Origin of the sequence: Streptomyces sp. NPDC058221 (assembly GCF_042882365.1) — a bacterium.
Classification (GTDB): domain Bacteria; phylum Actinomycetota; class Actinomycetes; order Streptomycetales; family Streptomycetaceae; genus Streptomyces.
In genome coordinates, this window is sequence record NZ_JBHVWF010000009.1 from 19,670 (window position 1) to 32,341 (window position 12,672).

At 70.1% G+C, this 12,672-nt stretch carries 11 protein-coding genes and 1 tRNA gene; 7 read left to right on the top strand and 5 right to left on the bottom strand.

Going from position 1 to position 12,672, the window contains the following annotated elements; translation table 11 throughout:
- Nucleotides 1–93: 93 nt before the first annotated feature.
- From ACFVW8_RS05105 to ACFVW8_RS05115, 3 genes are all read left to right on the top strand, one after another.
- The gene (locus ACFVW8_RS05105; RefSeq protein WP_389686204.1) at nt 94–1,338 is read left to right on the top strand and encodes a Twin-arginine translocation pathway signal; all 1,245 of its coding nucleotides are present in this window, start codon (nt 94–96) and stop codon (nt 1,336–1,338) included.
- A gap of 2 nt (nt 1,339–1,340) precedes the next feature.
- Entirely contained in the window at nt 1,341–1,658 is a 318-nt protein-coding gene (locus ACFVW8_RS05110; protein ID WP_389686205.1) for a 4a-hydroxytetrahydrobiopterin dehydratase, read from the top strand.
- A 398-nt stretch (nt 1,659–2,056) separates the two neighbouring features.
- Nucleotides 2,057–2,569, top strand: a complete 513-nt coding sequence (locus ACFVW8_RS05115) for a hypothetical protein (RefSeq protein ID WP_389686206.1) — start codon at nt 2,057–2,059, stop codon at nt 2,567–2,569.
- Nucleotides 2,570–2,767: 198 nt separating this feature from the next.
- Here ACFVW8_RS05115 and ACFVW8_RS05120 read toward each other — a convergent pair whose 3' ends face one another.
- Nucleotides 2,768–3,358, bottom strand: a complete 591-nt coding sequence (locus ACFVW8_RS05120; protein ID WP_389686207.1) for a hypothetical protein — start codon at nt 3,356–3,358, stop codon at nt 2,768–2,770.
- 434 nt (nt 3,359–3,792) lie between these two features.
- Nucleotides 3,793–3,867: transfer RNA gene (locus ACFVW8_RS05125), tRNA-Trp, on the bottom strand.
- 672 nt (nt 3,868–4,539) lie between these two features.
- Here ACFVW8_RS05125 and ACFVW8_RS05130 point away from each other — a divergent pair.
- Nucleotides 4,540–4,950 carry an SRPBCC family protein gene (locus ACFVW8_RS05130; protein WP_389686208.1) on the top strand — a complete coding sequence of 137 codons (411 nt, stop codon included), beginning with the start codon at nt 4,540–4,542 and terminating at the stop codon, nt 4,948–4,950.
- A gap of 570 nt (nt 4,951–5,520) precedes the next feature.
- Complete coding sequence (locus ACFVW8_RS05135; RefSeq protein WP_389686292.1) at nt 5,521–6,207, top strand: alpha/beta hydrolase; 687 nt, start codon at nt 5,521–5,523, stop codon at nt 6,205–6,207.
- An 84-nt stretch (nt 6,208–6,291) separates the two neighbouring features.
- Here ACFVW8_RS05135 and ACFVW8_RS05140 read toward each other — a convergent pair whose 3' ends face one another.
- Together ACFVW8_RS05140 and ACFVW8_RS05145 are read right to left on the bottom strand one after the other, a co-directional pair.
- Nucleotides 6,292–8,793, bottom strand: a complete 2,502-nt coding sequence (locus tag ACFVW8_RS05140; protein WP_389686209.1) for an ABC transporter permease — start codon at nt 8,791–8,793, stop codon at nt 6,292–6,294.
- Nucleotides 8,790–9,608, bottom strand: a complete 819-nt coding sequence (locus ACFVW8_RS05145) for an ABC transporter ATP-binding protein (RefSeq protein WP_389686210.1) — start codon at nt 9,606–9,608, stop codon at nt 8,790–8,792. The genes ACFVW8_RS05140 and ACFVW8_RS05145 overlap by 4 nt, the downstream gene beginning before the upstream one ends.
- A gap of 221 nt (nt 9,609–9,829) precedes the next feature.
- On the opposite strand from ACFVW8_RS05145, the gene ACFVW8_RS05150 reads away from it, so the two are divergent.
- The gene (locus tag ACFVW8_RS05150; protein WP_389686211.1) at nt 9,830–10,312 is read left to right on the top strand and encodes a hypothetical protein; all 483 of its coding nucleotides are present in this window, start codon (nt 9,830–9,832) and stop codon (nt 10,310–10,312) included.
- 215 nt (nt 10,313–10,527) lie between these two features.
- Nucleotides 10,528–11,757: an MFS transporter gene (locus ACFVW8_RS05155; RefSeq protein ID WP_389686212.1), complete on the top strand. Its 1,230-nt coding sequence runs from the start codon at nt 10,528–10,530 to the stop codon at nt 11,755–11,757.
- Nucleotides 11,758–11,916: 159 nt separating this feature from the next.
- Here ACFVW8_RS05155 and ACFVW8_RS05160 read toward each other — a convergent pair whose 3' ends face one another.
- The gene (locus ACFVW8_RS05160; protein ID WP_389686213.1) at nt 11,917–12,561 is read right to left on the bottom strand and encodes a dihydrofolate reductase family protein; all 645 of its coding nucleotides are present in this window, start codon (nt 12,559–12,561) and stop codon (nt 11,917–11,919) included.
- Nucleotides 12,562–12,672 lie beyond the last annotated feature (111 nt).

Here is a 12,672-nt window from a genome sequence, read left to right on the forward strand (position 1 = left end):
CGGTGAGCAGCGAATAGGCCGCCTGATGGCCATGCGTGGCCACGTAGCGGCCACGGCCGGAAGCGCAGACGGATGACACCTCAGACTGGGCGCATGAGCCGTAACGATGCGCTGAGAGCTGCACGGCTCCGAGCCGGATGGCGGACCATCGAAGCTGCCGCAGCCGCCCTCACGGAGCATGGGCAACAGCTCCTCGATGACCGCCAATTCACCGTGTCCGCCCGAACGTGGCGCCGGTGGGAAGGCGACCGGCCGGGATGGCCGGCCGAGGAGACCGCGATCGTCCTGCACGATGCGCTCGGCCGGTGGCCGGAGGATCTCGGGTTCACCACTCCGCCGGGCTGGATCCGGCCCGAGCACCACGAAGAGGCACAGGTGCAGCGCCAAGCGTTCGTCTCTGCCACCGCCGCCGCGCTGGTCGTCGGACCGGTTCCGCCACAGCATGTCGACCCTGCCTTGATCGACTACTTCCAGCAGCAGTTGGAAGGGCACTACCGAGCAGACATGTTCCTCGGGCCGCACGACTTGATCGGCACGGTGTCCGCGCAGTACCAGCTCATCGACAAGCTGGTCCGTTCAGCGAAAGGGGAGACCCGCCGCGGTCTTCTCCGGGTCGGTGCCGCCTATGCCGCGCTCGTCGGCTGGCTGTACCAGGACGCCGGCGATTTAGACGGTGCGGCGTTCTGGCGAGGCATTACTCAAGAGATCGCCATGCGGTCTCGGGATCCGCACCTCATCGGGTACTCCCTCGTGAATCAGGCGCAGGTACGGACCGACCTTGGCGACGGGCACGCGGTCGTCGATCTGTGTGAGGCCGCGCTTGACGACGCTGACCACCTCGTACCGAAGGTGCGGATCATGGCCATGCAGCAGCAGGCCCACGGTGCCAGCCTCACCGGCGAACGCACCGTCGTCGACCAGCTCATCGACCAGGCCGGCCGACTTCTCTCGCTCGTAGACGACGACCTGCCCTGGGGCAACGCCTGCCGGAGGACGTCCGGCTACCTCGAAGTGCAGCGCGCCACCTGCTATGGCCGTCTCGGCCTCGGTGTCGAAGCCGGGGCCCTGTGGAGGCAGGTGCTTTCCGCCGTTCCGGAGACCGCGCGTCGCGACCGCGGGGTGTACATGGCCCGGCAGGCGACAGCAGCCGCAGCCGCGCGGGAGCCGGATCAGGCGGTGGAGATTGCTCGCATGGTGGCGACGATCGCGGTAGAGACCCGCTCGGCCAGGATGCGGCGGGAGTTGATCACCCTGGAGCGGGCGATGCGTCCGTGGCAGGATGCCCCGGTCGGCCGGGACTTGGCCGAGATTCTGGAGCCTGTGACCGAGGGGAGCTGAGCGTGGCCGAGGGACCGGTACCGCTGTCGGACAGTGCGATCGAGGGACGGCTGTTGGAGCTGCGCGGTTGGTCGCGGGTGGGTGATGAGATCACACGATCGTTCGGCATCCGGTACCACGGCGGCATCGCCATGATCGTGCACGTTGCTGATGTCGAGCGACTGATCGGGCACCATGCGGACATCGATCTGCGGTGGGACCGGGTCCGGTTCGGGATCACCACGCACGACGCTGACCACAAGTTGACCGATGCGGACTTCGATCTGGCCGCACGCATCGACCAGATTGCCGCCGCCCACGGAGCCGAGCCCGCCGCCTGACCCGGAACGCAGAGAAGTGCTCCCCGCCCCGGCCGACGTCCGCATCGCGGAGCGTGAGTGGACGCCGGCGGCCGGCTGCCCTCACGTGCCCGGATCGGCCAGGAGTGCGGCGTCGGCGCGAACGTCGTTCGTCGTGCGCAGGAGCCAGAAGGCAGCTCTCGTCAACCACATCAGGCGGACGTATTACAGCGACCGGGGGCGGCCGGTAGAGACGGCTGACGTCGTCGTGCCCGCCGCCATGTGCGAGATCGTTTACGAGATCCCAGTCAGTCGTCACTGGGATTTGGACGGGGCCCAACTTGGCTGTGCGCCTCAGTAGGCGTTCGAACGCTGAGCGGACTTCAAGGTCCGAGCAGAACGGAGGATGGCTGCGAGCTGTCCGAGGGAGGGTGGGGACCGTGACAGCGAACAGCGGGCGGGAGCGCTGGGAGTGGATGCCCGAGGTCGGTGTGGGGCCCTTGCGGTTCGGGATGAGTCCGACCGACGTCGCAGTCGCGCTCCAGGTCGTCGCCCCGCAGGAACAGGTTGGCGGACCGTATCGGCAGGAGAACTTCGCCGACGGGGTGACGGTCTTTTACGACGAGGGCAGGCTGGCGTGCGTGTCCTTGGACGCGGTCGTGGGCCCTCAGGCCTTCCTCGCAGGTTGGGCGCTGGCCGGCCGCGATCCCGAGCAAGCGCACCAGTTCCTCCTGGACCATGCTGAAGAGCATGGAAACTGCTTGCTCTACACGTCCGATGAGTCCCTTGCCCTGACTGATCTTGGGTTGCTTCTACGGGCCCAGCGGGTCGGCGACGTGTTTTTGTCGCGACCGCTCTTCGTGATCGAGGAGTGGTTCGACTCGGAGTACTACCGCGACCGTCTCCCGCTGGAAGGGGCACCGGTCGTGCACGCATGGGGCGAGCCCTCGTAAGGCGTCTCATGCTGGATCCGCTGTGACACCTCCGGCAATCCTGGGCCGTCTGCGGGCCGTGCGAGGCCGACAACCAGCGACCGACAGTGACAGCCCACCCACGGGGGCCCAGCCCAGAACCCGCAGCTCAGGCCCACCCAGCGATACGGGTTTCCGTCAAGAGGTGGCCGTCAGGCAAGAAGTGGTGTTTCTTGCTGGCTAGGCTCCAGGAGACAGGGGCTCGTGGCGGTGCCAGATGAGGTAGCGGTCCTCCCGGCGCAGCTCGGCCGAGCCCCATTCGATGCGCATTACGCCTTGGCTCATGGAGCATGCATAGGCGACCAGGACGAGGCGCACGTCCTCTGGCAGGAGACTGAGGTCGGGGTGCGCCTCGGGCTCGTCGGACTCATCGAATTCCAAGTCGAAGACCTGCTGCATCGGTTCTGGGCCATGCCGGCGAATCAGATCCGCGCGGAAGCCTGTAGCGCGGCGTAGGCGCGCGGCCGTGACGGGGACATCCTTCTTCGCGTAGCAATACGGGTATATCAGGTGGTCGCGAACGATCATCAGCGTTCGGCTTTGTAAGCGCACTGGAGCGGCATCCGAGAGTGAGGCCAGGCTGACGGCCAGTTCCTCGTACTGGGCGGCGTAGAGCCCGTGTCCATAGGCCTCCAAGGTCTGGGTGTGCACACCCTCGTGACCACTGCGGGCTCTGGCATGTGCCCGGACCAAGCTGGTTGGGATCAGGTCAGCCAACTGGCCGGCCGTGTTTCCGAAGGTCTTCCGCGCCCACGGTGTCACTGTCCGCATGACCTCTGGCCCCTCCCTCTTGCGGCACTGAAGTGCCGAGCAACGTTCAGCGAAACCGTGCTGCGAAGGAGAGAGCACCGCAAGAGGGCATCCGGCGCACACAGGGGCGCAAGGTCTCCGGAGGTTGGCGATATCAAGTGCGAGTGCCCGGAGTGGTGGCGAAGCCGGGCGCAGAGCTGACATCAACTGCGGTGGACAGCAGCCGTCGTAGGCGGCTTCTTGCGCCGCGAGGTTGGGGAACGTCACGGCGTCCACAGCTGGTGGCAGCCGTCGCAGCGCATAGAGAAACTGAGCCGTTGTGATGGCTTGGATGCCTCGCGGCAGCGTCCCACGGCGCCCAGCTTCACAGGCGTAGGCGGCACTCGTCACAACTGAGGCGTCTCTGCGTCCTGTTGCCATGCAGTGCGTCGGCCGGACCCGATGGCGAGGGAAGGCGGAACCGGCCGGATTCGAACCGGCGTCCTCGCGGTTTTGGAGACCGCGCGCGACGACCTCTGCGCTACGGCTCCGCCCCGCGCATCATTCTATGGACTCCTGGTGGCGCCAAGATGCTGCGCCTCTGCTGTCCCGACCGGACAGGGGCTGGTGGGGAATCATGGCGGCGCGATCCTGGCGGCCCGCTGTGATCGCTCCGTTGATTCGGCTCACCCGATGCGGCTGGCCCGATTCCGGCTTGGCGAACAGCGGATCGCCCTCCTCGGCCCTCTGGCTCGCTCAGTACAGTGACTGCCGAGGGGGAACCATGTCTGAACAGGGGTGGGACGACGATACCGACTACAACAGGGCACGGGGACGTGCTCGCGTCATGACCGCGGTCGCGTTGGTCTGCTCGTTGGGGGTCATCGCGCTTGGAGCTGTCGCGGTCCTCGGGCTGAAGCTTTTTCTGTGCGTCGTGGAAGAGCTCAGCGGATAGCCCGCCCATGTTGGTCTTTGGTGCAGCGGCGAAGTACCGGGGTTCGGTGCCGACTAGGTGATCGAGTACACGGCGGTCGACTTCGCCGGCGCGATCCGTGGCATCGACATCGACATTGACATCGGCCTTCTGATCGCGTGCATGAGGAAGGCCCGGGCGAGAGCCTGAGTGTGTGGATTCCCGGGCTTGACCGGCCATGGACGCTTGCTCCCGGGCGCGTCCGATTCCTTCAAGAGGGATGGGGCAGGAGATCGTTATTGTCGCCACCATGAACGTCACCGGGAAAACGTCTCTCCACGTCAGCGTCCGCATCGCCCGTTCTGTCGAGGACGTCTACGCCTACGCCTCCGATCCGGCCCATCTGCCGGCGTGGGCCCAGGGCCTGGGTGGATCCATCGAGAAGATCGACGGCCAGTGGGTCGCCGAGTCCTCGCCCATGGGGCGGGTGGTGGTCGCGTTCGCGCCCGACAACGAGCTGGGCGTTCTCGACCACGATGTCACGCTGCCCTCGGGCGAGACTGTCTACAACCCGGTCCGCGTGATCGCGGACGGTGAGGGCAGCGAGGTGGTGTTCACGCTTCGCCGACGGCCGGAGATGAGCGACGAGGACCTTCGGCGCGATGCCGGTATGGTCGCTGCCGACCTGGCGCGGCTCAAGGCGCTGACCGAGGTCGCCTGAGGACCCACGGCTCGGGTTCGAGGGACGGCCTCGCGGTCTGCCGGGAAGGTCTGCCGGGCGTGCCCTGCGGCGCTCTGCCGAGCGGTCGATCCAGCGGCGGGAGTCGGATCGGCCGGGTTGGGCGCACACTGGGTGTATGGCCCTACCCAAAACGCACCATTGCTCGGCCTGCGCGGACGGTGCCGCGCCGGACTCAGTCCTTCACGAAGACCTTGTTGTCGGAGCGCCGCTGTCCATGGAGGATCTCACCGACGCGCAGCGCCTCGACCGGTTCGCCCATAAGTACGCGCATGACGGATGCCAGGTCAGAGAGGTCGAGCGGGTTCCGCACGACAACCTGAGCGGGTACGCCTGGTCCGTCCGCTTCATCGAGAGTTAAGTACGACAAGGCGCGACAGAGGCACGCGACAGAGCACGACAGAGGCCCAGGTCGTCGGCAGTGAGCCGAGGCCCTGGGCCTTTCCTGTTCCCTGGCTCTGCTCTGCTCTGCCCCGCACCGTCCCCCATTCCGCTGCGAGTGGCCGATCATGGTGGTGGAAGAAGTGAACACTCCTCGGATTGCGGGCCCTGGTGAACGGTGTGGTCCTGGTGCACGGCCTCTATCACGACCCGCGCCACTTCTATCCGGTCGTACGCGAGTTGCGCGCCGCCGGCGTCGAGGTCGCCGTTCCTGAGCTGCATCGTGGGTCGCTGCCGGCCGATACCGAGGCCGTACAGGCGGTCGTCGATGCCATGGAGGAGCCGCCGCTGGTTCTGGGCCACTCCTACGGCGGTTCCGTCATCACCGGTCTGACGGGGGTGGGGCACCTCGTGTATCTGGCCGCCTTCGTGCCGGCGGAAGGGGAGAGCGCGGCCCGGCTCGGTGGTTCGACCGCCCTCCTTGCTTCCGCCGTCGTGAAGGACGCGGACGGGGTCACCCATGTGGAACCGTCGGTCGCCGTGGACGTCTTCTACGACGATGCCCCCGCCGGACGTGCGGCCTGGGCGGTGTCCTTGCTGCGGCCTCAGAAGCCCGGATGCGGTCGCGGGGTACCGCAGCGCCAGGCGTGGCGGAGCACGCCCTCCACCTACGTCATCTGCGCTCGTGACCGTGCGATCGATCCAGCTGTGCAGCGGGAGATGAGCAGCCGTTGTTCCACCACGCTGACCTGGGACACGAGCCATTCGCCCTTCGTCAGCGAGCCCGGGAGAGTCGCTTCCGTGCTGCAGAACCTGCTTCGGCCCGGGGGCGGACGGTTCGGCGCAGCGCTGTCGTGAACGGCGGCGTGCGGGGCGGTGTGGGGCGTGCCGGTGCGCGTGCGTAACCGGCGGCGCGCACACCGCCGGTTTCGCGCCGGAGCCTCAGGCCTCCCGGTCGCGCAGGGCCGCGCGGGCAGGGAGTACTACGGCGAGGAGGGCGAGGCCCACCGCGGTTGCGGCGAATGTGGTGTACAGCAGCGGCGGTATGTGCGGGGACTCGCCCGTCACGCCCCGCATCATCGGCGTCAGCGTGATCAGGGCGATGGTGGTGCCCAGGACCACGCCCGCTGCCGATACCAGCAGGCTCTCCCAGCGGAGCATGCGCAGCACCTGGCGGCGGGTGGAGCCGACGAGGCGGAGCGTGGCCAGTTCGCGGCGACGGTCCAGGACCGTCATCACCAGGGTGTTGACGGCGGCGACGGCTGCGAAACCGCCCAGGACGGCGGCCATCATGTAGTTGGACCATGCGCCGTATTCCTGGTCCATGTTCTGCTCGACGGCGTAGCCGGAGGCGTCGGTCACCTCGCCGAGTGCGGCGAGCGGTTCGGCGTCGCCGCCCCGTACGAGCAGCTTGCTGTCGAAGCCGGAGCTGACGTGCCCGGTCAGGGACGCGCGGTCCATGGTCACCGTGGCCAGGCCGAGTCCGCGGCCGTAGACCGCGACGACTTCCGGGCCGGCCTCGGTGCCGTCGGGGAGGTAGAGCGGCAGCTTGTCGCCCACCGTGACGTCCGCCGCGGCGGCGAGGGTCTTGTCGATGGCGATACGGCCCCGGCCGAGCCGGTCGAGGCTGCCTTCGCGTACGTCCAGGTCCTGCACCTTCGCGAGCTGGGCGCCGGAGCCCGAGACGCCCTGGGTCGCCGCACCCTGCAGCGAGGTCTCGCCGACGGCGGCGACGGGCACCAGCACCTGTGTGTCGAGCAGGCTCACGGCAGCATCGACGCCGGGAGCCCGGGCGGCCCGGTCTGCGGCGCCGGCGGGCAGGCCCGCGGGGTTGGTGATCACATGGTCCGCAGTGATGCCGGCACGGAGCTGGTCCAAAGCGACCTTGCTCTCGCTGGTGTGCATGAAGACGAGCGTCGAGGCGAAGGCCATGGCCAGCACGATCGGGGTGATCGCGGAGGCCAGCCGGCGGGAATTCGTACGGGAGTTGGCGGCGGCCAGCGCCGCCGAGGCGCCGCCGCCGCGCAGCAGCAGACCGAACAGCGCCGCGCACAGCCGGGCCACCAGCGGGCCGAGCAGGGCGAAGGCGAGCATGAACAGCATGATGACGCCGAGGGAGGCGCCGGCCGCGTCGTCGCCTGAGGCCGAGGCCGCGACACCGGCGAGCGTCGCGCCGCCACCGAGGGCGACAACACCGAGGACGGTACGGATGACGCCCGGCCGCAGCCGCTCCACCGAGGCCTCGGCGAGCGCCTGCCCCGGCTTGATCCTCGCGGGCCTGCGCCCGGCCGTCCAGCCGGCGCCGAGCGCCGTGAGCAGCCCGGTCACGACGGCGGCGAGCAGCGGAAGCACCGAGACGTGCAGTTCGACCGCCTCCGGGATGACCCCGCGGTCCTTCAGCTGCCCGAACCACCAGCTCGCCAGCCCGATCCCCGGCAGACACCCGAGCACGCCGGCGAGCGGTGCGACAAGCAGTGCCTCGGAGGCGACCGCGCGGCGGATCTGCCGCGGGGTGGCGCCGACGGCGCGCAGCAGCGCGAACTCGCGGGTGCGCTGGCCGACGGAGAGGGCGACCGTGCCGGCCGCCGTGAAGACGGCGACCAGGGTGGCGATCCCGCCGAAGGAGCCGCCGAGTCCGGTGAGCGTCTCCTTGGCGTACGCCAGCCCGTGGTCCTCGATCTCGCCCCGGTCGTCGCCGGTGTGCACCTCGGCGCCGGAGCCGGCGAGCGATGTCTCGACGGCGGCGGCGAGGGCCTTGGTGTCGGTGCCGTCCTTGGCCAGTACGGCGATGGCGTCGGCCTTGCCGGGGTGCCCGGCCAGCGTCGGTGCCTCGGCATCGGTGAACCAGGCCGTGGCCTGGCCGGCCGCGGCCACGGTGTCGCCGGCCCCGGCCTCGGCCAGTCCGGACACCTGGAAGTGAGCGCGTCCGGCGGCCGTTTCGAGCGCGACGGTGTCGCCGACCCCGACCTTCGCGGTACGGGCCGCGGTGTCGTCGAGCACGACCTCGCCCGCGCGCGGTGCGGCGCCCGTGGACAGCGCGGTGCCGGTGAAGGCGTGCGAGCCCCAGCCGTGGCCGGTGATCGCCCCGTCGCCCTGCCGCAGGGGGAACGTGAAGTCCGGCACCGCGGTCTCGGCGCCCGGCGCCCGTGCGGCCTTCGCCGCGAGCCCCGCGTCCACCCGGGCGGTGTCCGGCAGCGGGTACGCGGATTCCTCGGGGCCGTCGATGGTGTCGGCGACGACTCGCGCGGACTGGTCGGCCGCCGCGACGACCGGAGCCTTCGCGTACCGCTCCGCCGGTACCGATGCGCGGATGCCCGTCTCCAGCAGGATGCCGCAGGCCGCGACGATCAGCGCCGACATCATCAGCGCGACGAACGTGCCCGCGAACGAGGCGGGTTTGAAGCGTACGGCCGCGCGAGCGAGGCCGTTCGGGGCGAAGCTCATGCCGCTGCCCCCGCCATCGCGCCCGTACGGCGGGCGAGCATCGCCATCCGCGCCGCGATCTGCTCCGCCGTGCCGCGCTCCAGGCCGTCGGTGAAGGTGCCGTCGGCGAGGAACAGCACGCGATCGGCCCAGGCGGCCGCGGCCGGGTCGTGGGTGACCATGACGACGGTGGCACCGAGGCTGTCCACCGCATGCCTGAGCAGGCCGAGAACCTCGGCGGCGGTGCCGGTGTCGAGGGCGCCGGTGGGCTCGTCGGCGAACACCACATCGGGGCTGGTGACCAGGGCGCGGGCGACGGCCACACGCTGCTGCTGGCCGCCGGAGAGCTCGCCCGGCCGGCGCCGCGCCTTGTCGGCGAGCCCGACCTGTGCGAGCACGGCGGCCGCCAGGCGGCGGTCCTGGCGCTTTCCGGCCAGGCGCAGGGGCAGCAGGACGTTCTGCTCCACGGTCAGTGACGGCAGCAGATTGAACGCCTGGAAGACGAAGCCGAGGCGGCTGCGGCGGAGCTCGGTGAGGTCGTTCTCGCTCATGCCGGTGATCTCCGTACCGCCGAGGCGAACGGAACCCGCCGAAGGCCGGTCGAGCCCGGCGGCGCACTGCAGGAAGGTGGACTTGCCCGAGCCGGACGGGCCCATGACCGCGGTGAACGTGCCGCGGGGGAGGGCGAGGTCGACGCCGGCGAGGGCGTGCACGGAGCCCGCACCACGGCCGTACTGGCGCCGGACACCGCGCAGTTCGACGGCGAGACCGGGGGTCGCGGCCGGGGCCTCCGGCCGGTCGCCCGCCTTCTGCCGCTTGCCGTTGCGTAGCCTCATGTTCCGCCCTCTCGCGATTCTTCTCGTGCGCTTCTTCTCGTGCTGACGGTGTGGAGTGTGCGGGGACGGCCGCGCGCCGGGCGTCATACCCGGGAGCCAATGTGGAGGTGCTACCGGGGTAGGGGGTGGCGGAGAGCCGTCGGGCCCGCCCCCTTGTGCCTGTTGCCCGGCGGCGGGATATCCCGTATCGCCGTGGGTGGCGGGCACCTAGCCTGTGGGGCATGCATCAGCACGGCGGGCGCAGGCGCGGGCGTGACCGGCGCCCCGCTGCCGGGGCGAGGCCTGTGCGGGCCGCCCGGCAGGACGCTTCGGGTCCGCGGGTTCCGGCGGTCGCGGGGGCCGACGTCGTGGTCGTCGGCTACTTCTCCGCCAAGGAGAAGGGCTTCGCCTCTCTCATGGACGCGGCGGTCGCCGACGTGACGGCGCTCGGCGGCCGGGTCGTGGGGCGGATCGTGCAGCGGCGAGGCGTCTCGGGGGGCGGGGCCGGGAAGATGGGCCTGCCCTACTCCTCGCGGACTCTCATGAGCTACGGGAAGGTCCGGGAAGTGGCCGAGACCTGTGCGCGGACCGATGCCGACGCGGCTGTCTTCCTCACGGTTCCCGCCGTCCTCACGGAGCGGCAGCGCCGGGTGCTGACGGCGGTCCTCGGCTGCCCGGCCGTGAGCCTGGCGGAGCTCCTCGCCGGCGATGGACCCGGCGGCTGATCTCCTGAGATCGATGCGTCGGACGCGTCGGACGCGTCGGACGCGTCGGATGTGTCGCATGCGTCGGACGCATCGGATGTGTCGCATGCGGCCGTCGGTCGATGAGTCCGTCGGCTGATTCCCGCCTCGGTCATCCCACCACTCGGTCACACGTCGCCCGTTCCCGAGCGCCCCGCGCTCGCACCGTTTCACCGGTGCCGCACCGCAGGAGTCCCATGACCACCACCACTCGGCCGGAGCACGGGGCGTCTGTCGCGTCCCCGCTGCGGACACCGGCCTTCCGTCGGTTTCTGCTGGCCCACCTAGTGTCCGCGACAGGCTCGGCGATGGCGCCCGTGGCGCTCGCGTTCGCCGTGATCGGCCGTGGCGGGGGTGCGCAGTCCCTCGGGATCGTGCTTGCCGCGAACACCGTGCCGACCCTGGTCTTCCTCCTGCTGGGCGGCGTGCTGGCGGACCGGATGTCCCGCAGCCGGATCCTCTTCCTCGGGAATCTCGGTGCCGGGCTGGCCCAGGCGGCCGTTGCCGTGCTGGTGGCTGTCGGGGCGGCGACGACCCTCGCGATCAGTGTCTGCGCATGTCTCTCCGGGGTGTCGGCCGCGTTCATCGCCCCTGCCGCCCAGGGGATCGCGAGCCGGCTCGTACCCAGGGAGCAGCTTCAGCAGGCCAACGCGCTGGTCCGGGTTCCCGGGAACGCGGTGAAGATCATCGGGCCGGTGGTGGGCGGGTTCGTCGTGGCGCTCGCGGGGCCCGCCTGGGCGCTCGGGTGGGATGCGGCCACGTTCGCGGTCGCGGCCCTTCTTCTGCTCGGGCTCCGGCTCGCCGGCTCAGTCCCTTCCGGCGGTGGCGTGGTGGGCGACCTGCGCGTCGGCTGGGCCGGCTTCCGCTCGCGGACCTGGCTGTGGAGTTACACCGTGGCCGGAACGGCCGTTGTGGCGGCCTGGCTTGCCGGCTACCAGTTGCTCGGGCCCCTGGTCGCGGACGGCAGCTATGCGGGTGCCCGGTCCTGGGGCATGGTGCAAGGAGCCTTCGCCGCAGGGCTGTTGGCCGGTACGCTCGTCTGCCTGGTCTGGAAGCCGCGACGGCTGATGCTGGTCTGTGTGCTGGCCGGTTCGGGAATCATGCTGCCCCTGGCCGCGCTGGGTCTTGAACTGTCCCTCGCCTGGGTGCTGGCTGCGGCCGTTGTTGCCGGGATCGGTCTTGACGTCGCGATCGTGTCCTGGTCCACGGTCATGCAACAGCAGATACGTGACGAGGAGTTGGGGCGCCTCGGCGCCTTCAACGCAGTGGGTGAGCGGATCGCCATCCCGATCGGGTACCTGCTGGTGGCGGTTGCCTCGAAGCACTGGACCGGTCAGCACATTCTGTTGGTCTGCGCGGGCATCATCCTCGCCGCCACTCTTGCCAACGCCTGCGTACGCGATGTGTACCGGATCAGGCGGGTGTGACCGCCAGTCATTCACGTTCTCCGGTCGGGAGGGGCTCCCCAGGCGCGCCGGCGGGGCGAGAGCCATGAACAAGCGGGGGCGACCTGCGACGTCCGGGCCCGCCCGGGCGACCGGGCACCTCAACTCCTCCGGTGGGCGGTGGCCGGAGATGGGTGGTGGTCAGCGCCTCCAGAACAGGAGGTGGGTGACTCCGCTGGGACTCGGCACCGACTCCAGGTGGAAGCGGTCGAGCAGCTCGGTGTGGCTCTCCCACAGGCGCGAGCCCCGGCCGAGGTCCACGGGCGCGACGGCGATGTGCATCGTGTCGACCAGATCGGCGTCGAGGAACTCGCGGATGGTGGCCGCCCCGCCGCCGAGGCGTACGTCCTGGCCGTCGGCGGCCTCTTTCGCCCGTGCCAGCACCTCGGCGGGCGTCGCGTCGACGAAGTGGAACGTGGTGTCGGACAGGGTGAGGGAGGGGCGCTTGTGATGGGTGAGCACGAAGACCGGTGTGTGGAACGGCGGGTTGTCCCCCCACCACCCCTGCCACTCGTGGTCCTCCCAGGGGCCGCGATAGGGGCTGAACTTATTGCGCCCCATGATCTCCGCCCCCACGTTCTGGGTGTGGTCACGGGTGAAGTAGTCGTCCAGGCCGCGCGTGCCGCCGGGATCGGTGCGGTTGACCCAGCTGGCGGTGGCGCCCGCCCATGAGAACAGGCCGGTGGGGTCCGCGTGGCCGAACGGGCGTTCCGGGCTCTGGCCCTCACCGGCCCCGAAGCCGTCCCGCGACAGGTTGAAACACTGCACCTTCAGCAACTGCGACATGCATCCTCCTGCGGGCGGGCCGGATGGCCGGCTCCGCCGGGCGCACCGGGCGGGGACACGTCCGGATCCCGGAACCGGCCGAGATGCCGATTGCAATCGACAACCGGTTGT